A 26,136-nucleotide genomic window follows, 5' to 3' on the forward strand; every position below is an offset into this window, starting at 1 on the left:
ATGGAAGAGTTTTCGACTGGCTCACAGCGCTCGCTGATGGTGGCGCTGCTCGTGGCCGGTGCGTTGTTCATGGAGAATCTGGACGGCACGATTATCGCCACCGGTCTGCCGAAGATCGGTCACGCGTTTCATGTCGCGGCTGTCGACGTGAACGTCGGTATGACTGCCTACCTGCTGGCGGTTGCCGTCTTTATTCCTATCAGCGGATGGGTAGCGGACCGTTGGGGCGCACGCACCGTCTTTGGTTCCGCCATCGTTGTCTTTACGCTGGCATCGGTGCTCTGTGGCATCAGCCAGAATCTCTGGGAGTTCACCCTGGCGCGTGTCCTGCAGGGGATTGGCGGCGCCATGATGGTTCCGGTCGGTCGTCTGATGGTTGTCCGCGTGACCCCGAAGGACCAGATCATGATGGCCATCGCCTGGACGATCTGGCCTGCGCTGGTTGCGCCCATTCTTGGCCCTCCACTTGGCGGCTTTATCGTCGACCACTGGTCGTGGCGCTGGATCTTTCTTCTGAATGTGCCGATTGGCATCGGCTGCCTGATCGCGAACTGGATCCTCGTCAAAAACACCCACGAGGAACGCCCTCCCGTATTCGACTTTCTCGGGTTCCTGCTCGTTGGAGGAACTTGCTTCTCACTCGTCTATGCGATGGAGCTTATCGGGCGTGAGCCTGCAAACGGAACACTCGGGGGAATCCTCTTTGTAGTGTCGGCTGCATCCGCCTTCCTTTCGTTCAGGCATCTTCGCCGTGTCCCGAATCCTCTCTTTGATCTTGAGGTTCTGCGAATCCGCACCTTCTCCGCGGTTATATGGGGAGGATCGGCCTTCCGCGTCGCCATCTTCATGGCTCCCTTCCTGCTGCCGCTGATGTTTCAGCTCGGCTTCGGCTTGAATGCCTTTCAGTCCGGTTCACTGACTCTGGCTGTCTTTGCCGGAAATCTGGCGATGAAGCCGGTGACAACGCCGCTATTGCGCCGCTTCGGTTTCCGCACGGTGTTGCTCTGGAATGGTGTGCTCACCGCGGGAACATTGCTGTGGTGCGGACTGCTGCAACCCTGGACGCCGCACTGGCTGGTGCTTATCGTGCTCTTCCTGAGTGGTCTCGGCCGCAGCATGCAGCTCACGTCTCTGACGACGATGGGCTATGCGGATCTGCCAAAGGAAAAGATGAGTACCGGCTCGGCGTTTGCCAGCACCGTACAGCAGATGACCGTGGGAGGTGGAGTCGCCTTCGGTGTGCTTCTGCTTCGTGGCTCAGCGGTCTTGCACGGGCGTCACGGCGGAGCTCCAGAGGTGATCGACTTTCGCTGGGCTTTCTACGTCGTGGCAGCGCTGGCGCTACTAAGCTTGCTGGATGTCCGCACGCTTCCGCACAGCGCTGGAGCAGCGGTCAGTGGACATGTGATGGAACGTGAGGAACCGGTCGAAGCGTAAGGCGCGCTTATTGCGTAAGCAGGGCAACACCGGCGCAGACGAAGAGAGCGGCAATCCAGCGCCGCTTATCGACGCGCTCCTTCAGGAAGATCCGTGCGCCCGCAGAGGTTGCAATATAGGTCAGCGACGCTGTCGCGGGTGCGATCAGTGAGAGATCAGCGGCCGAAAGGGCGTAGAGCAGGGCAAAGAAGCTGACCGCCATACAGCCGATGCCTGCCCCTAGAAACGGACTGGTGACAACGGCCTTAATCGCTCCGCCGAGGCCGGATTTTGCGCGGATATCGTCAAGATCTCCCAGGCGGCGCATCGCCGCGGCGATGAGGATATCGCCTGCCGTAGCGAAGATGACCACGGTCCATATCGTCACCCAGGCGTGCAGCGAGACAGCTGGAAGATGCGCGGCTACACGCTCACGAAGATGAAGAGAGCCGGCCGAGACGGAAGGAATTGATAGCAGCGAGAAAACCAGAGGACACTCCAGGATCGTCAGAGGCTAATACCGCGGCGGGGATGAAGCCGCCGAAGAGGTGAGGGCGCGATGGTCACTCCATTTCTTACCTTACAGCAGTTGTCCGCGCTGTTCAGCAAACCGAGCTCCATTCAGCCRCAGGACGCCAAGGCACCCACCAGCGCAGTCGAAGATCTTCTTCGGAATCGCGGCGAAGAACAGGATCAGGAGCATCCGCAGACCTTCAGAGACGTTGCCTGACGTCGGAGCGATCATGATGCCTCCTTGGCATGTTCTGTCCTCGAGGGGCCCTGCGCCACAAATCCAACGCCGACAACGATCAGGGAGATCCCCAGCCAGCGCGACTTGGAGATATCTTCGTGCAGAAAGAACTTTGAAAGCAGGGCGATGATTACGTTGCCGAAGGCCGTTGCCGGATAGACAAAGCTGACATCCGCCCAGCTAAGCGCTGTGATGTTGCATGCCATAAAGCCCAGCAGCACTAGAATGCCGCAGAGAACCCAGGGATTGCTGATGGCGGCAAACAGCGTTCCCAGATGATGCAGATCGACAACGCCAACCTGCTGCATCCCTCGCGCCAGCAAAAAGTCGCCGACCGCCGCTCCGACCATGACGCACATCAGGATTAGCCAGCGTTGCGGAGTCAGTGTGTGTTGGGTGGAGCTCATCCGTTCATCTTTCTGTCTTAGGCAAGCATGAGGCGGGGCCAAAGCCCCGCCTCATGCTTGTACAGCTGCATTGAGACTACGCGTTCATGCTGACGGATTCCTGCTGCTTCAGCGCGTTCTCCGCCTTCTTCTGCCTGACGACCTTGTTGCGCTGCGAACGCAGCTTCAGGAAGGCCTTGGCCTCCTGGTACAGACGAGGAACATCGCGGTTGACGATCGCCTTCCAGATCACGCGGAAGGCCGCCTTCGGACGGAAGTAGTACTCGTCGTAGAAGCGATGAACCATCTCGAGAACATACTCGGTCGGCAGACCGGGGTACTCGATGTGCGCCATCTGGTGGCCGCTATCGTCTGACATGACCTCGTTGGTGATGAAGCCGTTCTTCTTGGCGTAGTCGTAGAACTCTGTGCCAGGGTAGGCGTGAGCGATGGAGACCTGGATGGTCTCGCAGTCCAGCGTTTTGGCGAAGTTGATCGTGTTGCGGATCGACTCCCTGGTCTCGCCCGGAAGGCCGAGAATGAAGTCAGCGTGGATGACCAGGCCGAGATCGTGGCAGTCCTTCACGAAGTCGCGAGCACGCTCAACGGTGGCGCCCTTCTTGATGTTCTTCAGGATCTGCGGGTCGCCGGACTCGAAGCCCACGATCAGCAGGCGGCAGCCGGCTTCCTTCATGGCCTTCAGGGTGTCGCGATCGGTGGTCACGCGCGAGGTGCAGGACCATGTGATACCCAGCGGCTTCAGCTTGCCGCACAACTCGATGGTGCGCGCCTTCTGAATGTTGAAGGTATCGTCGTCGAAGAAGAACTCCTTAACCTCGGGGAAGTTCTCCTTGGCCCACTTCATCTCGGCAGCGACGTCGTCAGACGAGCGCTTACGCCATGCGTGGCCGGAGAGAGTCTGTGGCCACAGGCAGTAGGTGCACTGTGCCGGGCAGCCGCGAGTGGAGTAGAGCGCGATGTAGGGGTGCAGCAGGAATGGGACGTTGTACTTTGTCACGTCCATATCGCGCTTATAGATCTGGGTCGCCCAGGGCATCTGGTCGAGGTTCTCGACCTGCGGACGGTCAGGATTGTGCTGAATGGTGCCGTCGGTATTGCGATAGCTGATACCGAGAATCTCGTTCAGCGGCTTGCCCTGCGCAAATTCGACGACGGAGAAGTCGAACTCGCGGCGGCAGACGAAGTCGATCACCGAGCACTCGTTCAGAGCGCGATCTGGGTCAGTGGTGACCGGCGGTCCGACGAAGGCGATCTTGATGCCGGGGTTGGCGTTCTTGATGGCCTGCGCCAGTGCATGGTCGCCGGCCCAGCCTACAGTCGAGGTGAACAGCACCAGGAACTCGTAACCCTTGGCGATCTCGATCGTCTCGTCTGCGGAGATATGGTGCGGAGGAGCGTCGAGCAGGCGTGAACCCTCGAGCATTCCAGCCGGATACGCAAGCCACACGGGATACCAGTACGACTCGATTTCGCGGGTAGCGGGCCAGCGGGAACTGGCTCCGCCGTCAAAATTCTCAAACGAGGGCGGGTTAAGTAACAGCGTTTTCAGCGGCATGGTAATACCCCTGATTTTACCATTCGGGGCTATGGAAACCGCCCCGAGTGCCAGTCAGGATGCCTGAGAAGCCTCGAATGGAACCTACGCAGGTACGCGCAGGACGCGCTATCTCATTTTCTGTCTAAGGGAGGTTTTGCCGGGAGGTGGCGGTGGTTAGACCTTTAGCGTCCACAAATACGAGCCAGAACTTCGGATGCAGGGCATAGAAAAAGGAGCGATAGACCAGGACGTGGTCGCAATCTCCAAGGGTGACGGTCGTTCCGTAGGCGGAACAGGGGCTGCTGATACTGCTAGGAGCTCCCATGGCTACTTTGACGACGGATTCCGGTTCCTGCGGAAAGACCTGGTTCAGACGAGCATCCAGCCGGCGGTCGTGATACACCCCGTAGATCACCCCTCCCACCAGTAGAAGGATGACGACCAGAAAAACCTTGCGCATTTCTGGTAAGAATGCGAATCAGGGCCTAGAGGTTGCCGCTGACGGAGCTTGTGGCAGCGTATTGTCGAGCCGGACAGAGCTCTTCAACCACTGTTCCAATTGACCGGTAACGCGCAGGGCGCTGATTTGGGTCTGACGAAGCGCGAGGTCCGCATCCAGCATGTCCAGAAACTTCTGTCGCTCCTGAATGCGTGCGTTCTGCTCATCCTTCGGGGTTGGCTGGGGAGCGTTCGGATTACCCGAACCCTGATTGAGTTGAATCTGCACCGCTTCCAGTTGCTGTTGCGCCAGGTCCCGATCCAGGGTGGCGATCTCGGTGCGTACGGCGAGTTCCGGCAGAGCGTTCACGGCCTTCGCGCGGCCTTCCAGAAACTCTTTCTTGACGCGGTCTGCGTCGTACTGCGCGCGCACGGCGTCCGCGACGGATTCTCTCGCTTTGGCACGGAGATTGGCATTGAAGATGGGCCAGTTCAACTGGATACCGAAGGAGAAGTTATTTCTCTGGAAGTTCCGGTAGTAGTCCTGGTAGTTGTTGAACTCCGCATAGCGGTTGTACTGGGCTGCGAACGCAATCTGCGGACGATACATTTTGCGCGAGTCACCAAAGGCAACCTGAAACTTTGACTGCGCGCTCGCGTACGCGGCCTGAATTGCGGGGATATTAGTTACCGCCGGTGTGTCAGCAACTGGAGCGGGTGGCTGCGGAATGCTGTCGTGAATCGTGCTCAGTCCTTCGGCCGGCAGGCCGGTCAGGTTAGCCAGATGCTGCCGTTGGAAGTTCGTATCGCTTTCGGTATGCAGACGCGCGAGCCGCACCTGCGCGGCAGTAAGGCGGGACTTGGTGAAGTCGATCCTGCTGTCCTGATTTGCGTCGAGCCGGGCCTGGGCAATCTCCGTCAGCCGCGAAGCGAAGGTGAGTTGCTGCTGCAGTGCGTCCAGGCGTTGCAGGTCATGATCCAGGGCAAGATAGGTTAACGCGGTGTCTTCTGCGATCGCCTGGCGCGCATCGGCGAGGGCGTAGTTGGCAGCTTCAAGCCCCATCCTGGCAGCCCGGATGTAGTTCTTTTGCGACTGGTCGAAGACGAGGGACTGCACCGTGAAGCTGTAGAGCGTCGGCTGGCCGACAGGGAAGCCATAGGAGTAGCCAAGACCCGAGCCGGCGCTGAGCGACGGAATAAAGACATCCCTCGATTCGGAGAGTACCGCCGTCGACTTTGCGACATCGGCCTCGGCCATCTTGACCTTAGGGCTGTTGCGAAGGGCGAGGTCGATCGCGGAGCTGAATGAGATCTGGGCGTGCGCCGCCGGAACTGCCAGGGCGGCAGCCAGAACAACAGGAAAGCAAATGAGAGAGCGTACAAGCCTCAAAACTGAGAATCCTTCAGAACCCTTATGTGACCTGTGATCCATCGTACAGGTGAGCGTCAACCGTTTAGATTCTTTCTGATGCCGGTGCGATGCGAGTTGTTTAGAGCAGTTTCCCTGTTGCTGGGTAGCCCGAAAAAGAAGTGCAGCGGCGTTTTCATTGCGGAAAACGCCCATAGATGCGGTAGCCCTACTCTAGGGTGTGTCATCAAACTCCTGTCGTCAGCGTTGCGCCGCAACCCGAGGGCCGGGGCAGATTTTCTTCACCCCAGCCAGCAAAGCTGACTGGGGACCCGGATTTTCCCGATCTCTTCGTCCCTCGTCGTTCCAGTAGACCGGCTACAGTTCTCTCCTCACTCCTAGAGCTCGAAAAAATCTGCTCCCGGCGCTGACGACACGAGTTTGATGACACACCCTAGACCCACAGGGAAATGCGCCTACTCTCCCAGCATGATGCGTTGGATGCTATTGGCCCGGCCTGTCGCGCCATCGCAACGGATCAGGGTGGCGCACATCTTCGGATTGCCCTTGGCTGCCTCAAATTTACTCGGCGCGCCGGTAAGAAAGCGATTCAGGACAAGTTCTGTCTGGACTCCAATCACAGAATCGTACGGTCCGGACATGCCCACGTCCGTCTGGTAGGCCGTGCCGCCCGGAAGGATGCGCTCATCGGCTGTCGGGATGTGCGTGTGTGTGCCCAGAACGGCAGTCACCCGGCCGTCCAGATACCAGCCCATGGCGACCTTCTCGCTGGTTGCCTCGGCATGGAAGTCAACAAAAATGACCTTCGCTTGAATATCGCGGAGCAGCATATCGGCTTTACGGAATGGATCGTCGGTCTGTTGCATGAAGACCCGTCCCTGAAGGTTGATGACTGCGTAAGCCTGACCGTCAGGAAGCGCGCCCTCGTAGACACCGAATCCCGGGGTCGCGGGCGAGAAGTTCGCAGGACGGATCACCCGCCGCGCGCGGTCGTGCGAGTAGGACGGGACGGAAGAGACGTACTCGAGGATCTCCTTTTTGTCCCAGAAGTGGTTGCCGGTGGTGATGACCTGGGCGCCCATGTCGAAGATGTCTTCGGCGAGGGCTGGAGTAATGCCGAAGCCTCCGGCGACGTTTTCACCATTCACGATCAGCAGATCGACGGTGTGTGTCTCAAGGAGGTGAGGCAGATGTTCGGTAACAATACGGCGACCGGCTGAGCCGAAGATATCGCCGACAAAAAGAATATTCACACGCTTAAGGATAGTTGGGGGTGGGACTGTTGACTAGGCGTGGTGGGAGAAATCTGCTTCGCGCCCTAGGTGTCAACCTCCATCTCATCCCAGGACAGATTGTCATACCCGATGAGCCAATTGAATGCGTAGTGTCGCTCGTAGATAACACCAGGCTCAATATCGGGAGGCATTGGCTTGCCGTTGATCCTCGCATCCCGGACTTGCCAATGGGCCTGATAGTGCTCTTCACGAACAGTATCGATCTCCTCTTCAGAACGGAGATTCGCGCTTGCTACGAAGGTTCCGAGCGGTTCACCGAACGCGGGGACATGGCGAAGCAACTCCGCAATATCAATTTGCTGGTTCCATGAGGGCAGATCATCCCATTTTCTGATCGCCCAGAGTAAGACAACGAGAGCTTCACTTCGCCACAAGGCGGTGATCCGGTCTTTGTCAGTCTGTGGTTGTGTCAGAAGCAGGTGTTCATTGGGAGAGACTGCGTGCCACAAGCCGTTTTCTTCGATCCACTCACTGAAATGGCCTGGTTCGAAGTCCTTGCTTGCGGCGACGCAGAGAAGCACGATACATCGCTCAGCGATTTGTCTGGCACCTGGTCTTAACCAGGGTACGTTCTCCCAATCTTCTTGCACCTACTCAGCGGACTCCCCATGTTCCTGCTTTTCCGCCTGCTTCTGTTGTGGTCGAAGCAGCGGGAAGAGGATGACGTCACGAATAGAGCGCGAGCCGGTCAGAAGCATGGTCAAGCGATCGATGCCGATGCCTTCACCGCCGGTTGGAGGCAGACCGTAGGCCAGGGCACGGACGTAGTCTTCGTCCATGGCATGGGCCTCTTCATCGCCGCGAGCCTTTTCTTCGAGCTGCATCTCGAAGCGGTGGCGCTGGTCTTCGGGATCGTTCAGCTCGCTGAAGGCGTTACCGACCTCGAAGCCGCCAATGTAGAACTCAAATCGCTCTACCCATTCCGGCTCATCCGGCTTTACCTTGCTGAGCGGCGAAACTGCGAGAGGGAAGTCGTAGATGATGGTGGGCTCGACCAGGTGCTCTTCAGCAATGGTCTCGAAGACGGTCGCGATGGTCTTGCCGAGCGGCTCCTTCGCGTCGTAAGGCAGATCAATGCCGGCCGAGCGGAGTTGCTGCACGAGACCCGCAACGGAGTCGTGCGAAGCAAAGGAGTCCATCGATGGCTTGGCGCCTGCGGCTTCAGGCCAGAAGGTGATGATCGCCTCACGCATGGAAAGGCGCCGCCACTTGGCCAGGTCAACCTCCACCATCTGCCCTGCACGCTTGCCCTTAGGGAGCGGGAAGCGTGCGATGGTGGTTCCGTTCACCTCGTTGGCGACATAGGTGACCAGCTCTTCAGTGATCTGCATCAGGTCCCAGTAGTTTGCGTAGGCCTGGTAGAACTCCAGCATCGTGAACTCAGGATTGTGCTGAGTGCTGATGCCTTCGTTGCGGAAGTTGCGATTGATCTCGTAGACGCGATCGACGCCGCCGACGACAAGGCGCTTGAGATAGAGCTCCGGAGCGATACGGAGATAGAGATCCAGGTCCAGCGCATTGTGATGCGTCTGGAACGGGCGTGCCGCCGCTCCGCCCGCGATGGACTGCATCATCGGGGTCTCCACCTCAATGTATCCACGCGAATCGAAGTAGTTGCGAATGGCGCGCAGCACCTTGGCGCGCTTGAAGAAAACCTCACGCGAGGGAGCGCGCAGGCGCTGGCCTTGCTGAGGCGCGCCTCCTTCTTCGGCCGGAGCTAGTTCCTCGAAGTCTCCCGTATCGGTGAAGAGGTCGAGGTAGCGGCGGCGATAGCGAGTCTCGATTTCGGCCAGGCCGGAGAACTTGTCAGGCAACGGCAGCAGAGCCTTGGTGAGAAAGCTGAGCGACTCGACGTGAATGGTGAGCTCGCCGGTGCGGGTGCGGAAGATGTAACCCTGCACGCCGATGTGATCGCCGAGATCGAGAAGCTTGTACAGAGAAAACTGGTCTTCGCTGACCGCGTCCTTGCGGACGTAGATCTGCAGGCGCTCGCCATTCTGCTGCAGTGTCGCAAAGCCGGTCTTTCCCTGCAGGCGAATGGCCATGATGCGCCCCGCGATGGCGACCGGCGGCTTCTGCGCTTCGAGATCTTCAGTGGAGAGCGCGCTGAACTTCACCCGTGCCTCCGGGATGGTCAGCGTCACCGGATAGGTGTTGGGATAGAGCGGCTGGCCGAGCTCGCTGATCTTCTTCAGCGTCTCGATGCGTTCGCCATACAGCTTTTCTTCAAACTCTGATTCGAACAAAAGGAATACTCGCTTCTCAAAAAGGACTTGAAAACTCAAGTATATCCGCCAATATTTCGAGGAAAATGCCTCCGCTAGGCGGCAAAGGGGAACCGCAGTATGCGGTTCCCCTGGGGGAGGACTGCTGGTTGGGAACATTGGCAGAACGTGCCAGATTCGTGCCGCCAACAATCGCAAGGACCAATACCTAAAGGGAAAGTTGCGTTTCCGTGCGGAATTTTTTCCGTGGTGGTGTAATAGGACACGCAATGAGCGAGGAAAATCGCACCCCCGGCAAGCCGAAAGGCGTCCTTGGCGACCTGGTCAAAGCAGAGTCCTTCATCCAGTTGGCCTTTGCGCTGCCGATCGGGTGTCTGGTGGGCTGGCTGCTCGGCCATTGGATCGACACCAAGCTGGGGACGCACTGGATTGGGGTCGTCGGCATCCTGGTGGGTGCAGCCGGCGGATTCATCCAGATCTATACCATCGCCTCGCGCTACATGAAGAGGAACAATTGAACCTGCCGGACGCTGCCAGTTACACCGACGACGACTTTCGCCGCCTGATCCTGCGCGCCATGAAGCTCGCTACCATCCTGGCATTGGTGGGCGCCACAGGCGTTTGGCTCAAGTGGGGATGGCGATCTGCCATTCTGCTGCTGGTCGGCGCGGTGATCAGCACCAGCGGTCTGTGGGAGTGGCTCCGGCTCATGACGGCCGTCATGGTCCGCATGGATGCCAGTGAAACGGTGAAGAAAGGGCGGTCACTTGGTTTGGTTCTGGCGGGCTTTTTCATACGCCTGGGGCTCACTTTAGTGGCCCTGTATGTTAGCCTTAAGTTTCTGGATGGTTCGGTTTACGCGCTGGCGGCCGGCCTCGGCCTGGGCGTTTTCGCTCTAGCGTTCGAGGGGGCAAAGTTGGCCCGCGTCTGGACCGTCTAGGAAGTCCTTCAGACAGGTTATTTGCCCCAAGATATGCCTCACCAGTTGCTGTTTACCGAGTTTCTGAATCACCACTTTGGCGGTCTGGCGAACGGAATCCTGCATTCTGTGGGCTATACGCCGAAGTATCCCGCCGCGCCGATCTCCAATTCGTTTGCAATGGAGATTTTGGTGGCGCTATTCCTGCTGGCTTATTTCGTCGCGGTTCGCCTGACGCTTAACGTCGAGAAGCCGAGCGGCGCCCAGCACCTGGCGGAGATGACCCACGAGTTTGTCTCCGGACAGGGCGAGAGCATCATCGGTCATGGCTATGAGAAGTTCACTGGCTATCTGACCGCGATCTTCCTGTTCATACTACTGGCGAACCTGATGGGCCTGGTCCCCGGGCTCGAGTCGCCGACCGCTGATGTAGTGGTGCCGCTGGGGCTGGCGATTCTGACCTTCTTCTACTACCACTGGCATGGCATCAAGGCCAACGGTTTCGGATACATCAAGCAGTTCCTGGGACCGGTCTGGTGGCTGGCCCCCCTGATGTTCCTGATCGAGGTGGTTTCGCACGTCGCCCGCGTGCTCTCGCTCACCGTTCGTCTCTTCGCGAACATGTTCGCCGGCGACCTGCTGACAATGGCCTTTTTCTCGCTGGTGCCTATCGGTATCCCGCTGGTCTTCCTCGGCCTGCACCTTGGCGTCGCCGTGATTCAGGCATACGTCTTCATGTTGCTGGCCACGATTTACCTCAGCCTCGCGGTCTCACACGAGCACTAGACCTCGGCTGAACGACAAGTTTGACGCATGCGGTACCGGCTTCCACCGCATGCGGAGCATCACCGCCATGAGCGTGAGGGGGTCAGCACGGTGAACCTCAACCACCCACTGATGACGGAATTCCGGAAGCCCGGAGTAACTCCAATGCGTAAGCTTCAGTATCTGTTCATGACGGTCGCCGCTCTTCTGCTGGCGCCTGCCGCGTTCGCTCAAACCGCCGAAGGCGGCAAGAACGGTCTGTTCTACATCGCCGCCGGTCTGGGCATGGCCCTCGCCGCTGGCCTCTGCGGTCTGGCTCAGGGCAAGGCCACTGCCTCTGCCGCCGAAGCGCTGGCCCGCAATCCTGGCGCCCGCCCCGGCATCTTCACCTTCCTGATCCTCGGCCTGGCCTTCATCGAGTCCCTGGCTCTGTTCACCTTCGTTATCATCTTCCTGAAGGTTCAGTAAGCGATTTGCAGCACATGAACGTAGAAAGCCCTCGCTTCGGCGAGGGCTTTTCGTTTGCCTGATACCCACGTATCTGAGGCGGGCACGATTCTTGCTGCCCCATTCTTCGCAGTTCTATCGCGAAGGGTGGGGTATCGCGCGCGAAAAGCGCGAGCATCACCTCACATAAAAGCCAAACTCATCCGGGTGCCCCACCCTCACACCGTTAGGGTGGGCGAGGAAGCCACAAAAGTTGAGCAACGGATCGAGCTGCGCTCGATGCACCCACATAAGCTTCGCGTATCTTCACCCCAACGAAGCAAGTTCATCGGGGACCCCGGTTTGGACAGCCTAAAAGAAACGCCGGCAACCAATGGTCGCCGGCGTTCTGCTTTTATTGAAGGGTTTTAGCGGTTGCGCGATACCTGCACCGTCGCTCCACGTTGAGCCAGTCCAAGGACCTTGCCCGGCAAGATGCCCAGAAGCAGAGTCGCGAGCACAGCGCCGGCGATAGCGAGTACGGCTGCCGGAGAGCTGCCCTCGAACTCGGCGCTCTCTTCGCCAAGCTGGCGGCTGTACAGCGCCGTCAGCAGGCGGAGGTAGTAGAAGCAGGCGACACCCGAATTCAGCAGGCCAAGGACCGCCAGCCATACGTGTCCAGCGCCGATGGCGGCATTGAAGACATAGAACTTGCCGAAGAAGCCGCCGGTGAAGGGAATGCCGACCAGTGAGAGCAGGAAGAATGCAAGAGCCGCAGCCAGTACCGGATGCTTCTGCGCCAGGCCGCGGTAGTCGTCGATGGTCCGCAGAGGCTCGTCATAGCCGCCAAGCTGGCTGATCACAGCGAACGCCCCGACGTTCATCGCCGCATAGCCTGCGGTGTAGAACGCCGCTGCTGCAATGCTGTCAGCCGGAAGCGCCGTATAAGCCACCATCAGATAGCCGGCGTGCGCGATCGACGAGTAAGCCAGCATGCGCTTGGCGTCTTTCTGCAGCAGTGCACCGAGGTTGCCGATCGTCATCGAAAGTACAGCGATGATGCCGATGAGCAGCACCCAGCGAGCGTGCAGCAGCTCAGAGCTATAGGTCGTGGCAGTGATGCGCAGCAGGACTGCAAAGACGGCTGCTTTGGGTGCCGTTGACATCAGGCCGACGACCGGAGCAGGCGCGCCCTGGTAGACGTCCGGAGTCCATACGTGGAAGGGAGCAGCCGAGACCTTGAAGCCCAGGCCAACCAGCATCATGGCCAGAGCCAGGAACGCCATCGTCGGGAAAGCCGTGATGCTGAGGCCGGAAGCGATGCCGGTCAGCGAAGTCGTACCGGTTGCGCCGAAGGCCAGAGCAATGCCGTAGAGGAAGAAGGCCGTCGCGAATGAGCCCAGAAGGAAGTACTTGAGCGACGACTCTGAGGCGGTGGCCTGCCCCTTCCGGTAGCCGGCAAGGATGTAGGTGGAGATCGACGAGATCTCAAGGCCGATGAAGACCATCAGCAGCTCAACCGAGCAGGTCATCAGCATCATGCCGACGGAGCCAAAGAGCACGAGGGCAAAGTACTCGCCTGAGTGCGAGGTGACGCCGGGCTTGAAGTAGTCGAGCGAGACCAGCAGGGTCAGCAGGACGATCGACGCGATCAGCAGATGGAAGAAGACGGAGAAGGTATCCATCTGGATCGAGCCGGAGAAGGTGACCAGAATCTGATGAGACCGCAGTTGCAGCAGCGTCGCACCGGCGGCTCCCAGTGTTCCCAGTACGGCCAGCCAGCCGAGAGCCTTCTTGGACGCCGTTGGCGCAAAAAAGGGATCGATCAGCATGATCAGCACGCCGGTTACGGTCAGAATCACTTCGGGGAGGATCGAAAGCAGGGCAGAAGACATTAGTGCGCACCTCCCTCGGTGCTGCTTACCGGTGTTGCCGGAAATGCAAGGTTTTTGGTCGGGTGCGGATAGACACGGACATCCGTAACAGTGGTTTTGCCTGCAGCACCCGTACCGAAGCTATCGATTGCTCGCATCCAGTACGGTGAGGCAACGCCCATCACGACGAAGAGAACTGCCATCGGCCAGAGAGCGACCTGTTCGCGCGCATCCAGATCCCATCCGGAGACCTCGTCCGGACGACGGCCCATACCGCCGTAGAAGATCCGCTGGATCGCCCAGAGCATATAGCCCGCACCGAAGATCACGCCGGTGGTGGCAATCGCGGTCCAGAGCATGGGGTGAGCAACATAGATGGTCTGCAGCGAGCCTGACAGTGTCAGGAACTCACCCACGAAACCATTCAGGCCCGGCAGGCCGATGTTTGAGAGCGCGGTGATGACGAACAGCGTGACCATCCACGGCAGCTTCTGCGCCACGCCCCCGAGCTCGCGCATGTCGTAAGTGCCGTAGCGCTCGTAGAGTGCGCCCAGCAGCATGAAGAGCGCGCCGCCGGAGATGCCGTGATTGATGATCTGGTAGACGCCGCCGTCGATACCGGCGACGGTGAAGCTGAAGATGCCCAGGGTGATGAAGCTTAGGTGGCCGAGCGTCGAGTAAGCCGCCAGCCGCTTCAGGTCCGTCTGGACCAGGGCGACCAGAGCGCCATAGGCGATACCGATTGCGCCCAGCGCGATCATCAGCGGTGCGATCTGACGTGACTGCTCCGGGAAGATACCGAAGCTGAAGCGCAGGATCGAGTAGAGACCGAGCTTACCGGCCAGCACCATTACGGCTGCGGTTGGAGCTTCGAAGATCGCGTCCGAAAGCCATCCGTGCAGCGGGAAGACCGGAACTTTGACGGCGAAGGCGACCAGGAAGGCCAGCGAGGCCAGCCACAGAGCCGACTGGTTCGAGGAGATGCTGTGCGATGCAGCCATCTGCTGCAGCATAGGCAGATCGAAGGTGCCAGTCTGGGCATAGACCCACAGCATGCCCACCAGCAGAATCGCCGAAGGGATGAAGGCGTAGAGAAAGTACTTCAGGGCAGCTTTCGCGCGCTTATCAGTGCGTCCGAAGGTGGCGATGAGAATCGTCATCGGCACCAGCGACCACTCCCAGAAGCCGTAGTAGAGGAAGAGATCAAGTGCGACGAAGACGCCGATCATTGCCGTCTGCTGCAGCAGGAAGAGCGTGTAGAACAGCTTCTCCCGCCGGTCGATGGCTCGCCAGCTAATCAGCACGCCCAACGGAGCCAGGAAGCCGGAAAGCACCACCAGCCACATGGACAAGCCGTCCACACCGAGGTGGTAGCGAATCGCCGGCGAAGCAATCCATGGAACATTAACGTCAAACTGATAGCCAGTGAGGCCGTACTGATAGTGCGCCGGCAGATGCAGCGTGAACAGGAAGGTCAGTAGCGTGACCACCAGTGCTCCCCATTTCTGCAACGTGGGATTGGCCGGAAGCAGCGCAAGCAGAATCGCCCCAACGGTAGGGAAGAAGACGATCAGCGAAAGGATGGAGCTGTCGATAGTCATTAGTGCGTTGCTCCAAAGGCTTTGAGACCGAAGGTCATGGCAATCAGCAGGACGGCGGCGCCCAAGGCCAGCCAGCCTGCATACGAACGAATGTTGCCCGACTGGATCTTACGTGCCAGATAACCGCCACCCCTGGCGGTAAGGCCGAGCGTTGCTCCCGTGCCGTCCACGACGCCCTTATCGATGAATCCAGCAAGGAACAGCCGGGTAAACATGAGGGTCGGAACAACAATCAGGCCGTTGTAGATCTCGTCGATGTAGAACTTGTTGGCGAGAACGTTGTAGAGGCCGCGGTTCTTCTCAGCAAGGGCGCCCAGCGTGCCAGGCTTCTTGTAATAGAAGACGTAGGCGAAGATGAAACCAATCGCCGCAACCAGAACAGAGACAGCCGCCAGTCCAAATTCGGAGGGATGGCTTGCGGTCGCTGAAACTGCTGCAGGCTCACCGAAGACCGGCGAAAGGAAGTGCTCGATCTCCATGCTTCCGCCAAAGGCCTTCGGAATCCCCACCCATCCACCGATGATGGAGAGTATGGCCAGAATCGCCAGCGGAATCGTCATGATCGCGGGAGATTCGTGCACACCGTGTGCATGACCGTGATCGTCACCGTGGTGGGCATCATGGGCCGGTTCCTGGAACTCACCGAAGAAGGTCTTGAACCACAGGCGGAACATGTAGAACGAGGTCATGCCCGCCGTAATCAGACCAATGGCCCACAGAACCACGTGGCCGGAGGCAAAGGTTTGATACAGGATCTCGTCCTTCGAGAAGAAGCCAGCCAGGGGAGGTGCGCCTGCAATGGCGATCACACCGGCCGTCATCGTCCAGAACGTAACCGGAATCTTCTTCCGGAGGCCGCCCATGGCGCGCATGTCCTGCTCGCCGCCAATGGCATGGATTACTGAACCGGCAGCGAGGAAGAGCAGTGCCTTGAAGAAGGCATGCGTCATCAGATGGAAGATCGCACCGGTATACGCCGCAACGCCGCAGGCCATGAACATGTAGCCGAGCTGCGAGACCGTCGAGTAGGCCAGAACACGCTTGATATCGTTCTGCACCAGGCCGATGGAGGCTGCGAAGATCGCCGTAAGAGCACCGATAACTGCGACAACCGAGAGGGCCGTGGGCGAGTGGGCAAAGAGTACGTTTGACCGGGCCACCATGTAGATGCCGGCGGTCACCATTGTCGCGGCATGAATCAGAGCAGAGACGGGTGTCGGGCCTTCCATGGCGTCCGGCAGCCAGACGTACAGTGGAATCTGCGCGGACTTACCGGTAGCGCCCAGTACCAGCAGCAGAGCGATAGCCGTCATCATGCCGCCTTGCCACTCCGGATGCGCCGCAATCTGTCCGAAGACCTCGGTGAAGTTCAGCGTGTGGAACTGCGCGACGATCAGGAACATCGCCAGCAGGAAGCCGAAGTCGCCGATGCGGTTGACGATGAACGCCTTCTTGCCCGCGTTCGCTGCCGAGTCTTTTTTGAAGTAGAAGCCGATCAACAGGTACGAAGCCAGACCCACGCCTTCCCATCCGACGAAGAGCAGAAGGAAGTTGGCTGCCAGCACCAGAACCAGCATGAAGAACATGAAGAGGTTCAGGTAGGCAAAGAACCGCCAGTAGCCTTCCTCATGCGCCATGTAGCCGGTGGCGTAGAGATGGATCAGGAACCCAACGCCTGTGACGATCAGCAGCATCAGCAGCGTGAGGTGATCGACGTTGAAGGCGAAGTTGACCGTGAAGCCCGAGACGGAGATCCAGGGCGCACCGACCAGAGAGATCTGCTCCGGTCCACCGCCGGACATCGTCGACGCCAGCTTCAGGACCAGGGCAAAGGGAACGGCAGTAAACAGCAGTGCAATCGCCGCTACGACAGTGCGCGGAAACTTCCGGCCCACCAGGCCATTGATCAGGAAGCCGGCGAAGGGCAGTAGCGGGATCCACCAGAGATAGCTAAATTCCATGGTCTGGTCCGTTAGCCTTTCAGTAGGTTGACCTGGTCGACGTTCAGCGTCTGCCGCGACCGGAAGAGGGCGATGATAATGGCCAGGCCAACCGCAGCCTCAGCCGCGGCGACTACCATCACGAAGAAGACAAAGATCTGACCGTTCAGCTTGTTCCACTGATGAGCAAACGCGATAAAGGTCAGGTTGACTGCATTGAGCATCAGCTCAATCGAGATAAAGATCGTGATGACATTGCGCTTCACCAGGTAAGCGGCAATACCCAGCGAGAACAGGATGGCCGCAAGTACTAGGTAGTAACTGATCGGTACCATTACCGCTCCTTCTTTGCGAGCACGACAGCTCCAAGAATCGCAACCAGAATCAGAATCGACGTCACCTCGAAGGGAAGCAGCAGGTCGGTGAAGAGCAGCGAGCTGATCTGGGAGATGTTGGAGGTTGCTTCATCCAGCGAGCCGCCGAGATGCGAGACGCCAAGCTTATGGCCCTCGCTCAGGAAGACAAAGCTCAGCAGGCAGAAGATGGCCGCAGCTCCGGGGAAGCCGGCGATGGAGGCGATCTTCGACCCCTTGGTTCGTTCTTCTTCCCCGGCGTTGAGAAGCATGATGACAAAGACAAACAGCACCATGACCGCGCCGGAGTAGACGATGATCTGTGCCGCGGCCAGAAACTCCGCTCCCAGCGACCAGTACAGCACCGCCAGCGACATCATCACCACCACCAGCGACAGCGCCGAATTGATCGGGTGACGCTGCAGCAGAAGGTTCAGCGCGGCCAGTACCGCCAGTCCGCCGAAGATTAGGAAGAGTGCAAGATGCATGATCGTATCGACTAACTCATTCTCACGAGCCGCGCGGGTTACCGGCTCACTCCAACCGCGGAGATCAACCTAACTTCTCAGCGCCATGATCAGGCTGGTGGCCAGAATGTTGGCCATCGCCAGAGGCAGCAGAAACTTCCAGCCGAAGCTCATCAACTGGTCATAGCGGAAGCGCGGCAGTGTCGCGCGCACCCAGATGTACAGGAACAGGAAAGCGAAGACTTTTGCGACAAACCAGAAGATCGGCAGGACCGCCTGCAGCCAGGCCGGACCGAAGGCGGGCAGCCAGCCTTCGAAGGGGCTCGATGCGCCACCGAAGAAGAGCAGGGTCGCGACGCAGGAGACAGTCAGCATGTTGGCGTATTCGGCCATGAAGAACATTGCGAACTTCATCGACGAATACTCTGTGTGATAGCCGGCGACCAGCTCCGACTCGGCCTCAGGAAGATCGAAGGGAGCGCGGTTGGTCTCAGCGTATGCGGCCATGAGGTAGATGAAGAAGCCGACAAACTGTAGACCGCCGAAGAAGTTCCACGACAGGAAGCCGTGACCGATCTGTGAGTTCACGATGTCGCGAAGGTTCAGCGAGCCCGCGCGCAGCACCACACCCACTAGAGAGAGGCCCAGGGCCAGCTCGTAGCTGATGACCTGCGACGAAGCGCGCAACGAACCCATCAGCGAGTACTTGTTATTCGAGGACCACCCCGACAGCGCAATGCCGTAGACACCGATCGAGGTGATACCCAGGATCACCAGAAGGCCGATGTTGACGTTCGAAACCTCGAAGATATCGACGCCCCGGATCTTGAAGGTTTGACCAAAGGGAACCACGGCGACCGAAACGAGAGCGCAGGCCAGCGCGATGACGGGAGCGGCAACGAAAAGCGGACGCTCGACCGACATCGGCATCAGGTCTTCTTTGAGGAAGAGCTTGATACCGTCAGCCAGCGGCTGCAACAGTCCGAACGGCCCCACGCGGGAGGGTCCCCAGCGATTCTGAATGCGGCCGATCACCTTACGCTCCAGCAGCACGGTATAGGCCACCGCCGTCAGCGTGATCACCAGCACCACGGCGATCTTGATGATCGTGATTAGTACGAAGAGTTGAAAGTCTGACAAGTGCACTTGGTTTCGTCTCTCTTAGTCCGCAGCCGTAGGTGTAGCTTCCTGGCTGTACTTGCCGTGAAGCTGGGTAAGTTTCTCCGAGTAACGGCCAAGTGTGCCGGAGGTAAACAGGGTGTCATTGGCCGGAAGCACCAGGTCACGGCGGTTAGCATCGCCGTCGATCTGTATCAGCTCGTTCTTGTTGACCCGTGGTTCGACGTGCTGGTCATTGCCGCTGAGCAACTGCAGGCGAAGCAGGCTGCCATAGCCTGGCACCAGACGGTGAATCTCGTCCAGGATGGCGAATGGATCGAACGGCGAGAGCTTCGGCTCCATGTTGTTGGCCGAGAGCCAGACTGCATGGCGATCCGCCTCGCCCGACTGGGCTCCGCGGGTCTGTCCGAAGTCGGCGCGCAGACCGTTGCCGAAGGGCACCAGCGTTTGGACCTTATGATCCATCTTGTCGGCGATGCGCACGATGATCTCGAAGTCCGAACGAACGCCGGCCTTATCCGCAGCTTTGCTGACGAGCTGCAGGTCACCGTAGCTGTTGGTCACCGAGCCCGACTTCTCATACAGGTTTGCTGCCGGCAGAACCACATCGGCAAGAACGGCCGTCTCGGTCAGGTACATATCCTGTACCACCAGGAAGGTATTCTTCAACGTTGCCGGATCGATCGAGTAGCGGGCGACAGGGTTCGCTCCAACCACGTAGAGAGCTTCGAGCTCACCGGTCGCTGCCGCGTCGAACTGCTGCAGCAGATCCAGGCCTTTAGCAGCAGGGAAGTGATCGCCGTATTCGGTGGCGAACTCCTTCGGCTGCATCCACGGGGTGTAACCCGGCAAAAGGTCAGGCAGCAGGCCCATGTCGGCCGCGCCACGTGAGTTCACGTAGTCCGAGAGCAGGGCAACCTTCGCATTGGGCAGCGAGAGAGCAAACTGTACCAGCTTCTCAAGATCGGTACCGCGCAGCTCGTTGCCGATCAGGACCAGGAGGCTCTCCTCGCCCTTCACCGCGTCGCGGAAGGCTGCAACCGCATTGAGGTCGGCTGCTGCTGCCTGTGCCGCTGCGTCGTCACCATTGAGATATGCAGCCAGCGAGCCGTAGCCGAGGTCGGTTACCTGCAGGAAGGCCTTGGCCTGACGGCGAAGCTTGATCGGCGCGTGGTTCGCAACGTAGATGCGGGCCTTGTTCAGGCGTACATCCGTACGCAGATTCCATGCGGTCAGCGGGTTCTGGTTCGTCGGATCGCCGCCGACCAGAAGCACAGCCTTGGCGGTGGTAGTGTCGCGCTGCGATGCCGTCTTGCCACTGGTGCCGCTCAGAGCGCGGGCGAAGGTGGTGTAGTCAGCGGTGCGGTGATGATCGATATTGGCGGTGCCGAGCACGCTGCGGGCAAACTTCTGCAGCAGGTACGCCTCTTCGTTGGTAATACGGTTCGATCCGATGACGCCGAGTCCGTGGCCGCCTTTGCTGTCGCGCACTTCTTTGAACTTCTTGCCGACAACCGTCAGCGCCTCTTCCCAGGAGACGGGCTTCAGCTTGCCGTCGGCCTGGCGAACCAGCGGCTGTGTCAGACGCTCTTCGTGATTGGCGAAGTCGAAGGCGAAGCGGCCCTTGGCGCAGAGGAAGTCGTTATTGATGCCGGAGCGGTCACGGTTATCGCCGCGAACGATCTCCATACCATCCGACGAGCGGCGAACACCGAGTGTCGTCTTACAGCCGTCGCCGCAGTGCGTGCAGACAGTGCCGACGTGGTTCATCTCCCACGGACGGGTCTTGTAGCGATACGAATCCGAAGTTAGCGCACCGACTGGGCAGGCATCGATACACATGCCGCACTCTTCGCAGTCGAGCTGTTGCATGCCGGTAGAGGATTCGCTTGCCGGGATATTCGGAGCGATCACCGCAGAGGAGCCGCGGTTCTGGATACCCAGAGCGAAGACATCCATACCCTCGCCGCACATACGCACGCAGCGGTAGCAGAGAATACAACGCGGACGGTCGAAGTACACGGCCGGTGACCACTTCTGCTCTTCGCGGTGGTTCTTCGGCTCGGTATAGAAGCTCTCGGCCGCACCGTACTTGAAGGTCATGTCCTGCAGCTCGCACTCGCCGCCGGCATCGCATACCGGGCAATCGAGCGGGTGATTGCCAAGCAGGAGCTGGATGGTCGCCTTGCGGGCCTGAGCGATCTCAGGTGTTTCGGTCTGCACCACCATGCCCTCGGTTACCGGCGTGGTGCAAGCCGTCTGCAGCTTCGGCATCTTCTCAATGCGAACCACGCACATGCGGCAGGCAGCCTGCAGCGAGAGACCCGGGTAGTAGCAGAAGGCAGGAATCTCGATGCCCGCAGTCTTGCAGGCGTCGATCAGCAGCGTCCCCGCCGGAGCGGTGAGCTGTTTGCCGTCGACAATGAAATTTACGTCTGGCATTCCTTCAGTCCTCTAGTGGTGCGCTGCGCCGATCAGTTCTTCGGTGGTGATAAGGGCCTTCTCGGTGCGATGACCCTCGAGATACTCTTCAAACTCTTCACGGAACTTCTTGATGAATCCGAGCGTCGGCATGGCGGCTGCATCGCCCAGCGGGCAGAAGGTGCGGCCCATCATGTTCTCCGCCAGATACTGAATATTCGCGATGTCCTTCTTGTTGCCGTAGCCGTTGTAGAAGCGCGTCAGTGTCTTCTTCAGCCAGTCCGTACCCTCACGGCAGGGGATGCACCAGCCGCAGCTCTCATGCTGGTAAAACTTGATGGTCCGCAGAGCGAACTCAACCATGGAAACCGTCTCGTCCAGGACAACAATGCCGCCCGAGCCGAGCATCGTGCCGGCCTTGCCCATCTGGTCGAAGTCGAGACCGACATCGAGCTCATCCGCCTTCAGCACCGGGCAGCTCGAGCCACCGGGAACCACGGCCTTCAGCTTGCGTCCGCCTTTGACGCCACCGGCGACCTCGTAGATGGCCTTCTTCAGGTTGTAGCCCATGGGCAGTTCGTAGATGCCAGGCCGCTCGACATGGCCGCTGATACCGAAGAGACGCGTTCCGCCATTACGCTCGGAGCCGACCTTGGCGTACGGCTCGCCACCCATCAGCAGGATGTGAGGAGCGCTGGCGATGGTCTCGGCATTGTTGATGACCGTCGGTCCACCATACAGACCCACGACAGCAGGGAACGGAGGCTTGATCCGCGGCACACCGCGCTTGCCTTCAAGCGACTCCATCAGAGCCGACTCTTCGCCCACTTCATAGGCGCCGGCGCCGGTCTGCGTGACGATATCGAAGTCCACGCCTTCTTTGCCGAAGATGTTCTTGCCGAGGAAACCCTTCGCGTAGGCATCGGCAACAGCCTTCTCCACGATCTTCAGCAGGTAGCGGTACTCACCGCGCAGATAGATGAAGCCCATCTTCGCGCCGATGGCGAGACCCGCGATCATGGTGCCTTCAATGACAGCGTGCGGATCGTGCAGGAAGATGACGTGGTCTTTGCAGGTTCCGGGCTCGGACTCGTCACCGTTCACCAGAACGTACTTCGGCTTCTCGCTCTGTTTCGGCACGAAGCTCCACTTCATGCCGGTGGGGAAGCCCGCGCCACCGCGGCCGCGAAGGCCGCTGGCCTTCATCTCATTGATGACCCATTCGGCGCCTTTTTCAATCGCCATCTGGACCGCCTTATAGCCGTCCAGTTCCAGGTACTTCTCGATGTCCGCAGCGCCGGCGCCGAAACGGCGGGAGATGATCTTTACTTCATCCGGGTGGGAGACAAGGGTAGGCATTACTTCACGTCCTTTCCACGACCGGCAGCGTAGTCATCCAGAATCTGGTCGACCTTCGCGGGAGTCAGGTCCTCGTGGAAGTCATAGTTCACCTGCATGGCAGGAGCCCAGCAGCAGGCTCCGATGCACTCCACCTCTTCCAGGGAGAAGAGCTTGTCGGAAGTGACTTCCTTGTGGCCTATGCCCAGTTTGGCTTTGCAGTGATCCAGGATCTCGTACCCGCCACGCAGCATGCAGCTGATGTTGGTACAGACCTGCACGTTGTACTTGCCGGCCGGCTTGGTGCGCAGCATGGAGTAGTAGCTGAGAACATTGCGCACGTCCAGCTCGAACAGGTCCAGACGCTGCGCGATCTCATGCACGACGGCGTCGGAGACGTAGCCGACCTCGTCCTGTGCGTACAACAGCATGGGGATCAGCGCCGAACGCTTGACCGGATACAGCGTCACCAGCTTGTCAAAGCGGGCGGCCAGCTCAGGCGAAAAGATCGTGTTGGTGACAGCGCTCATACACTCCAGGAACCAGCAGAAATTCAGTTTTGTGATCACGGCAATCCGCCGGTCACGTCTTATCGTCAGGGCAGGGCTTTGGCCATGCCGTTAACGTCAGCGGCGAAAAACCGCTTGAGGTTCTACCACTTCGGGGCAAACCCTAGGATACCGCGAACATCTCCCGCGCAAGCCGTTCTGCCGCGTGGTCCATCTCTTCCGTTACATCGGCGTACTGCACTGTGCCGTCTTCCTGCAGGGCGAAGTGAAGCTTGCCGCAATCGTCGCGTTCCATGTCGCTGGCGGTGAAGCGAAGCCAGCGATCATTGACGCGTACCAGAATCACCTCCGGGCCAACTTCAACCACGGCGTGATGCTTGCTGTTCAGCCCATGGGCGGCGCAATAGGTGCGCAACAACGACGCCCATGAGGTCCAAAGTTCGGTATGGAGACGTTCATCCATCTCTACACCATGCTCAACAACTGCTCATTGGTAACGGGGCCAAGAACATCGCGATCATCGCCATACATGTCCGTCTCCCCACTGAGCCACAACACTTCAAACTCTTTGCCGATCGACTTCTGATCGGTTGTTCCGATGTACTCTCCGGATTCGTTCACCAGCCAGACGGTATTCTTTCCATCCATACGCCTGTAATATCCGATCCGAAAAATCCTGCCATCTACTGCCCAATCCCAGTCTTCCCACGGAGCAACGAGTTTCACAATCGAGCGCGGTGGAATGACTTTGCCGCCGTAAGCCATGAAGCTCATGATCCACATCCTTAACGGAAGGACATTCGGCCGGCGGCGACGTTTCATCGATCAATCTCTCCAAGCACGATGTCGATCGATCCAATCACAGCGACAACATCGGCCAGAAGTCTTCCCTTACACATCGTCTCTAACGCCTGCAGCGTAGCGAAGGAAGGGTTGCGCATGTGCACACGGAAGGGCTTCGCCGTTCCGTCCGACACTACGTAGTAGCCCATCTCACCACGCGGCGACTCAACACCCTGGTAGACCTGACCAGCGGGTACCGCAAAACCTTCCGTTACGATCTTGAAGTGATGGATCAGGCTCTCCATCTGGGTCTTCATCTGCTCGCGATCCGGAAGAATGATCTTCGGAGCGACGGCGGTGATACGGCCCTCCGGCAAGCCCTCAAGGGCCTGGGTGGCGATCTTTACCGACTCGTACATCTCCTTCATGCGGACTTCATAACGAGCCCACACGTCGCCGACCTGCGATACAGGAACGTCGAACTTGAACTTCTCGTAGCCCGAGTAGGGCATATCGCGACGCAGATCCCAGTCCACACCCGAGGCGCGCAACGGCGGTCCGGTCACCCCCAGAGCGATGGCATCGGCAGCCGAGAGATGGCCTACGTTCTTCAGGCGTCCCATCCAGATGGGATTGCCGGTGAGCAGATTCTCGTACTGGGCGATCTTCTCCGGCATGATCTTCAGGAAGTTCCGCACGCGATCGTAGAAGTCGATCGGCGGTTCCATGCTGAGGCCGCCAATGCGGAAGTAGCTGGTCATCATGCGCTGACCGGCCACCATCTCGAAGATACGCAGAATCTCCTCGCGCTCGCGGAAGCAATACAGGAAGACTGTCAGCGCGCCGATATCCATGGCGTGCGTTCCCAGCCAGACCAGGTGGCTGTTCAGGCGCGTCAGCTCGTTCAGCAGCACACGCAGATACTGTGCCCGCTCCGGAATCTCCAACTGCAGCAGCTTCTCAACCGCCAGGCAGTAGGTCAGATTGTTGGTCATCGGGCAGAGGTAGTCGATGCGGTCTGTCAGCGGCACCACCTGCTGATAGAACTTCGCCTCGCAGGTCTTCTCGATGCCGGTGTGCAGATAGCCGATATCGGGCGCCAGCGCGATGACACTCTCGCCGTCGATTTCCAGCACTACGCGCAGCACGCCGTGCGTGGAGGGGTGCTGCGGACCCATGTTCAGAACCATCGTCTGGTCCTGTGCGGGATCGATGTTGCCGTGCAGCTTGGAGTCGGCGATTACGTCGTCAACGCCCGGATTGATGAGGTCTTCAACTGAGGTCGGCATTAGCGGTAACCCTCCACCGGGTAGTCCTTACGCAGCGGGTGACCCTTCCAGTCATCCGGCATCATGATGCGGCGCAGGTTCGGGTGTCCGCCAAAGTGTACGCCGAAGAGATCAAAGACCTCGCGCTCGTAAAAGTTCGCAGCGGGCCAGACGTCGGTGATGGAATCGATCGACAGATCTTCAGATCCAACCGGTGCAATCAGGCGGACGCGCTCTTTCAGCGAGTGCGAAAGGATGTGATACGTGACGTTGAAACGAGGCTCGCTGGGGTACCAGTCCACGCAGGTCACGTCTTCCATAAAGTTGTAACCCGCTGCCTGAACCGCTTTGACGGCGGCAACGATCTGCTCCTTCGGAACCGTGATCGTCAGCTCGTCCAGTGCGAACCGGGCATCGACCAGCAGGGAAGAGAGCGCGGCGACGGCCGGGTTGGCCGCCATCTGCTCCAGGACGTCTGCCTTTTCCAGAATTGTTGCTGGCACTAGAGGTCTCCCTTATCAGCAGCCCAGTCGAGGATGCCCTTCTTCCAGACGTAGAACAGACCCACGGCGACGAAGCCGATATAGACCAGCATTTCGTTGAAACCGAAGAATCGGGAACCCGTCAGCGCTGGAAGGTGTTTGTAGATCACGGCCCAGGGCAACATGAAGACCGCTTCCACATCGAACAGGATGAACAGCATGGCCACCATGTAGAAGCGAACGGTAAACCGGCCACGCGCATCGCCGACGGGTTCCATGCCGCACTCATAGGTTGAGAGCTTGACCTTGGTACGGCGATGCTTTCCAAGGATGTAGCTGGCCGTCACCATGCCGCCCGCAAGTGCAAGGGCTGCAAGGATTTGAAGGGCCAGCGGGAGATAGTTCCAAATATAAGGAATTTGCATCGTTCGTC

General features: G+C 59.1%; 28 protein-coding genes. 5 read left to right on the forward strand and 23 right to left on the reverse strand.

All coding sequences use genetic code 11. The features are described 5' to 3' along the window. Nucleotides 1-1,437 (forward strand): MDR family MFS transporter, encoded by a 1,437-nt coding sequence (locus AB4Y89_RS02990; protein ID WP_442299414.1) that lies wholly within the window; start codon nucleotides 1-3, stop codon nucleotides 1,435-1,437. Between the two features lie 7 nt (nucleotides 1,438-1,444). On the opposite strand, the gene AB4Y89_RS02995 is transcribed toward AB4Y89_RS02990, so the two are convergent. The 9 genes from AB4Y89_RS02995 to lysS form a co-directional block, all read right to left on the reverse strand. Next, nucleotides 1,445-1,804 carry an EamA family transporter gene (locus AB4Y89_RS02995; protein WP_442299415.1) on the reverse strand — a complete coding sequence of 120 codons (360 nt, stop codon included), beginning with the start codon at nucleotides 1,802-1,804 and terminating at the stop codon, nucleotides 1,445-1,447. A gap of 192 nt (nucleotides 1,805-1,996) precedes the next feature. After that, a complete protein-coding gene (locus AB4Y89_RS03000) occupies nucleotides 1,997-2,161 on the reverse strand; it encodes a hypothetical protein (RefSeq protein WP_442299416.1) in 165 nt (54 codons plus the stop codon). Beyond that, the gene (locus AB4Y89_RS03005; RefSeq protein WP_442299417.1) at nucleotides 2,158-2,574 is read right to left on the reverse strand and encodes an EamA family transporter; all 417 of its coding nucleotides are present in this window, start codon (nucleotides 2,572-2,574) and stop codon (nucleotides 2,158-2,160) included. The genes AB4Y89_RS03000 and AB4Y89_RS03005 overlap by 4 nt, the downstream gene beginning before the upstream one ends. Nucleotides 2,575-2,650: 76 nt before the next feature. Beyond that, entirely contained in the window at nucleotides 2,651-4,129 is a 1,479-nt protein-coding gene (gene hpnJ, locus AB4Y89_RS03010; protein WP_442299418.1) for a hopanoid biosynthesis associated radical SAM protein HpnJ, read from the reverse strand. Nucleotides 4,130-4,253: 124 nt separating this feature from the next. Continuing rightward, nucleotides 4,254-4,571, reverse strand: a complete 318-nt coding sequence (locus tag AB4Y89_RS03015; RefSeq protein ID WP_442299419.1) for a hypothetical protein — start codon at nucleotides 4,569-4,571, stop codon at nucleotides 4,254-4,256. An 18-nt stretch (nucleotides 4,572-4,589) separates the two neighbouring features. Next, nucleotides 4,590-5,939: a TolC family protein gene (locus tag AB4Y89_RS03020; protein ID WP_442299420.1), complete on the reverse strand. Its 1,350-nt coding sequence runs from the start codon at nucleotides 5,937-5,939 to the stop codon at nucleotides 4,590-4,592. Nucleotides 5,940-6,373: 434 nt separating this feature from the next. Next, nucleotides 6,374-7,171 (reverse strand): TIGR00282 family metallophosphoesterase, encoded by a 798-nt coding sequence (locus AB4Y89_RS03025; RefSeq protein ID WP_442299421.1) that lies wholly within the window; start codon nucleotides 7,169-7,171, stop codon nucleotides 6,374-6,376. Between the two features lie 65 nt (nucleotides 7,172-7,236). Then, nucleotides 7,237-7,803 carry a DUF4272 domain-containing protein gene (locus AB4Y89_RS03030; protein WP_442299422.1) on the reverse strand — a complete coding sequence of 189 codons (567 nt, stop codon included), beginning with the start codon at nucleotides 7,801-7,803 and terminating at the stop codon, nucleotides 7,237-7,239. Further along, nucleotides 7,804-9,459, reverse strand: a complete 1,656-nt coding sequence (gene lysS, locus AB4Y89_RS03035; protein ID WP_442299423.1) for a lysine--tRNA ligase — start codon at nucleotides 9,457-9,459, stop codon at nucleotides 7,804-7,806. Nucleotides 9,460-9,707: 248 nt separating this feature from the next. On the opposite strand from lysS, the gene AB4Y89_RS03040 reads away from it, so the two are divergent. The 4 genes from AB4Y89_RS03040 (at nucleotide 9,708) to AB4Y89_RS03055 (ending at nucleotide 11,590) form a co-directional block, all read left to right on the forward strand. Continuing rightward, a complete protein-coding gene (locus AB4Y89_RS03040; RefSeq protein ID WP_442299424.1) occupies nucleotides 9,708-9,956 on the forward strand; it encodes an AtpZ/AtpI family protein in 249 nt (82 codons plus the stop codon). Then, entirely contained in the window at nucleotides 9,953-10,378 is a 426-nt protein-coding gene (locus tag AB4Y89_RS03045; protein WP_442299425.1) for an ATP synthase subunit I, read from the forward strand. The genes AB4Y89_RS03040 and AB4Y89_RS03045 overlap by 4 nt, the downstream gene beginning before the upstream one ends. Before the next feature lie 33 nt (nucleotides 10,379-10,411). Beyond that, nucleotides 10,412-11,143 carry a F0F1 ATP synthase subunit A gene (gene atpB, locus AB4Y89_RS03050; RefSeq protein ID WP_442299426.1) on the forward strand — a complete coding sequence of 244 codons (732 nt, stop codon included), beginning with the start codon at nucleotides 10,412-10,414 and terminating at the stop codon, nucleotides 11,141-11,143. Nucleotides 11,144-11,287: 144 nt separating this feature from the next. After that, a complete protein-coding gene (locus AB4Y89_RS03055; RefSeq protein ID WP_442299427.1) occupies nucleotides 11,288-11,590 on the forward strand; it encodes an ATP synthase F0 subunit C in 303 nt (100 codons plus the stop codon). Nucleotides 11,591-11,976: 386 nt separating this feature from the next. Here the strand turns inward: AB4Y89_RS03055 and AB4Y89_RS03060 are convergent, their stop codons facing one another. The 14 genes from AB4Y89_RS03060 to AB4Y89_RS03125 all read right to left on the reverse strand — a co-directional run bounded on the left by AB4Y89_RS03060 (nucleotide 11,977) and on the right by AB4Y89_RS03125 (nucleotide 26,128). After that, complete coding sequence (locus tag AB4Y89_RS03060) at nucleotides 11,977-13,443, reverse strand: NADH-quinone oxidoreductase subunit N (RefSeq protein WP_442299428.1); 1,467 nt, start codon at nucleotides 13,441-13,443, stop codon at nucleotides 11,977-11,979. Next, nucleotides 13,443-15,023: a complex I subunit 4 family protein gene (locus AB4Y89_RS03065; protein WP_442299429.1), complete on the reverse strand. Its 1,581-nt coding sequence runs from the start codon at nucleotides 15,021-15,023 to the stop codon at nucleotides 13,443-13,445. Before AB4Y89_RS03065 ends, AB4Y89_RS03060 begins: the two co-directional genes overlap by 1 nt. Continuing rightward, nucleotides 15,023-16,984, reverse strand: coding sequence for an NADH-quinone oxidoreductase subunit L (gene nuoL / locus AB4Y89_RS03070; RefSeq protein ID WP_442299430.1), 1,962 nt, complete (start codon nucleotides 16,982-16,984; stop codon nucleotides 15,023-15,025). Before nuoL ends, AB4Y89_RS03065 begins: the two co-directional genes overlap by 1 nt. A gap of 11 nt (nucleotides 16,985-16,995) precedes the next feature. Then, the gene (gene nuoK / locus AB4Y89_RS03075; protein ID WP_147648490.1) at nucleotides 16,996-17,298 is read right to left on the reverse strand and encodes an NADH-quinone oxidoreductase subunit NuoK; all 303 of its coding nucleotides are present in this window, start codon (nucleotides 17,296-17,298) and stop codon (nucleotides 16,996-16,998) included. Then, entirely contained in the window at nucleotides 17,298-17,804 is a 507-nt protein-coding gene (locus tag AB4Y89_RS03080) for an NADH-quinone oxidoreductase subunit J family protein (RefSeq protein WP_442299431.1), read from the reverse strand. The genes nuoK and AB4Y89_RS03080 overlap by 1 nt, the downstream gene beginning before the upstream one ends. A 69-nt stretch (nucleotides 17,805-17,873) precedes the next feature. Then, nucleotides 17,874-18,923, reverse strand: a complete 1,050-nt coding sequence (nuoH, locus tag AB4Y89_RS03085) for an NADH-quinone oxidoreductase subunit NuoH (protein ID WP_442299861.1) — start codon at nucleotides 18,921-18,923, stop codon at nucleotides 17,874-17,876. A 21-nt stretch (nucleotides 18,924-18,944) separates the two neighbouring features. After that, nucleotides 18,945-21,344 (reverse strand): molybdopterin-dependent oxidoreductase, encoded by a 2,400-nt coding sequence (locus tag AB4Y89_RS03090; RefSeq protein WP_442299432.1) that lies wholly within the window; start codon nucleotides 21,342-21,344, stop codon nucleotides 18,945-18,947. 12 nt (nucleotides 21,345-21,356) lie between these two features. Further along, nucleotides 21,357-22,682: an NADH-quinone oxidoreductase subunit NuoF gene (gene nuoF / locus AB4Y89_RS03095; RefSeq protein ID WP_442299433.1), complete on the reverse strand. Its 1,326-nt coding sequence runs from the start codon at nucleotides 22,680-22,682 to the stop codon at nucleotides 21,357-21,359. Then, nucleotides 22,682-23,191: an NADH-quinone oxidoreductase subunit NuoE family protein gene (locus AB4Y89_RS03100; protein WP_442299434.1), complete on the reverse strand. Its 510-nt coding sequence runs from the start codon at nucleotides 23,189-23,191 to the stop codon at nucleotides 22,682-22,684. The genes nuoF and AB4Y89_RS03100 overlap by 1 nt, the downstream gene beginning before the upstream one ends. A gap of 142 nt (nucleotides 23,192-23,333) precedes the next feature. Beyond that, complete coding sequence (locus AB4Y89_RS03105) at nucleotides 23,334-23,633, reverse strand: transcriptional regulator (RefSeq protein ID WP_442299435.1); 300 nt, start codon at nucleotides 23,631-23,633, stop codon at nucleotides 23,334-23,336. Between the two features lie 2 nt (nucleotides 23,634-23,635). After that, nucleotides 23,636-23,992, reverse strand: coding sequence for a hypothetical protein (locus tag AB4Y89_RS03110; protein WP_442299436.1), 357 nt, complete (start codon nucleotides 23,990-23,992; stop codon nucleotides 23,636-23,638). After that, complete coding sequence (gene nuoD, locus AB4Y89_RS03115) at nucleotides 23,989-25,242, reverse strand: NADH dehydrogenase (quinone) subunit D (protein WP_442299437.1); 1,254 nt, start codon at nucleotides 25,240-25,242, stop codon at nucleotides 23,989-23,991. Before nuoD ends, AB4Y89_RS03110 begins: the two co-directional genes overlap by 4 nt. Next, the gene (locus AB4Y89_RS03120; RefSeq protein WP_442299438.1) at nucleotides 25,242-25,724 is read right to left on the reverse strand and encodes an NADH-quinone oxidoreductase subunit C; all 483 of its coding nucleotides are present in this window, start codon (nucleotides 25,722-25,724) and stop codon (nucleotides 25,242-25,244) included. The genes nuoD and AB4Y89_RS03120 overlap by 1 nt, the downstream gene beginning before the upstream one ends. Then, nucleotides 25,724-26,128 carry an NADH-quinone oxidoreductase subunit A gene (locus AB4Y89_RS03125; protein ID WP_442299439.1) on the reverse strand — a complete coding sequence of 135 codons (405 nt, stop codon included), beginning with the start codon at nucleotides 26,126-26,128 and terminating at the stop codon, nucleotides 25,724-25,726. Before AB4Y89_RS03125 ends, AB4Y89_RS03120 begins: the two co-directional genes overlap by 1 nt. Nucleotides 26,129-26,136: the final 8 nt, after the last annotated feature.

This window comes from Terriglobus sp. 2YAB30_2 (assembly GCF_052114765.1).
Classification (GTDB): domain Bacteria; phylum Acidobacteriota; class Terriglobia; order Terriglobales; family Acidobacteriaceae; genus Terriglobus.

Excerpts from the sequence above, each read along its gene's own strand:
- atpB (WP_442299426.1), top strand. The coding sequence starts at position 10,412 with ATGCCTCACCAGTTGCTGTTTACCGAGTTTCTGAATCACCACTTTGGC.
- AB4Y89_RS02990 (WP_442299414.1), top strand. The coding sequence starts at position 1 with ATGGAAGAGTTTTCGACTGGCTCACAGCGCTCGCTGATGGTGGCGCTG.
- nuoF (WP_442299433.1), bottom strand. The coding sequence starts at position 22,682 with ATGCCTACCCTTGTCTCCCACCCGGATGAAGTAAAGATCATCTCCCGC.
- nuoD (WP_442299437.1), bottom strand. The coding sequence starts at position 25,242 with ATGCCGACCTCAGTTGAAGACCTCATCAATCCGGGCGTTGACGACGTA.
- AB4Y89_RS03110 (WP_442299436.1), bottom strand. The coding sequence starts at position 23,992 with ATGAAACGTCGCCGCCGGCCGAATGTCCTTCCGTTAAGGATGTGGATC.
- AB4Y89_RS03040 (WP_442299424.1), top strand. The coding sequence starts at position 9,708 with ATGAGCGAGGAAAATCGCACCCCCGGCAAGCCGAAAGGCGTCCTTGGC.
- AB4Y89_RS03090 (WP_442299432.1), bottom strand. The coding sequence starts at position 21,344 with ATGCCAGACGTAAATTTCATTGTCGACGGCAAACAGCTCACCGCTCCG.
- nuoK (WP_147648490.1), bottom strand. The coding sequence starts at position 17,298 with ATGGTACCGATCAGTTACTACCTAGTACTTGCGGCCATCCTGTTCTCG.
- AB4Y89_RS03125 (WP_442299439.1), bottom strand. The coding sequence starts at position 26,128 with ATGCAAATTCCTTATATTTGGAACTATCTCCCGCTGGCCCTTCAAATC.
- AB4Y89_RS03080 (WP_442299431.1), bottom strand. The coding sequence starts at position 17,804 with ATGCATCTTGCACTCTTCCTAATCTTCGGCGGACTGGCGGTACTGGCC.
- nuoL (WP_442299430.1), bottom strand. The coding sequence starts at position 16,984 with ATGGAATTTAGCTATCTCTGGTGGATCCCGCTACTGCCCTTCGCCGGC.
- AB4Y89_RS03105 (WP_442299435.1), bottom strand. The coding sequence starts at position 23,633 with ATGGATGAACGTCTCCATACCGAACTTTGGACCTCATGGGCGTCGTTG.
- AB4Y89_RS03005 (WP_442299417.1), bottom strand. The coding sequence starts at position 2,574 with ATGAGCTCCACCCAACACACACTGACTCCGCAACGCTGGCTAATCCTG.
- AB4Y89_RS03100 (WP_442299434.1), bottom strand. The coding sequence starts at position 23,191 with ATGAGCGCTGTCACCAACACGATCTTTTCGCCTGAGCTGGCCGCCCGC.
- hpnJ (WP_442299418.1), bottom strand. The coding sequence starts at position 4,129 with ATGCCGCTGAAAACGCTGTTACTTAACCCGCCCTCGTTTGAGAATTTT.
- AB4Y89_RS03055 (WP_442299427.1), top strand. The coding sequence starts at position 11,288 with ATGCGTAAGCTTCAGTATCTGTTCATGACGGTCGCCGCTCTTCTGCTG.
- AB4Y89_RS03015 (WP_442299419.1), bottom strand. The coding sequence starts at position 4,571 with ATGCGCAAGGTTTTTCTGGTCGTCATCCTTCTACTGGTGGGAGGGGTG.
- AB4Y89_RS03060 (WP_442299428.1), bottom strand. The coding sequence starts at position 13,443 with ATGTCTTCTGCCCTGCTTTCGATCCTCCCCGAAGTGATTCTGACCGTA.
- AB4Y89_RS03065 (WP_442299429.1), bottom strand. The coding sequence starts at position 15,023 with ATGACTATCGACAGCTCCATCCTTTCGCTGATCGTCTTCTTCCCTACC.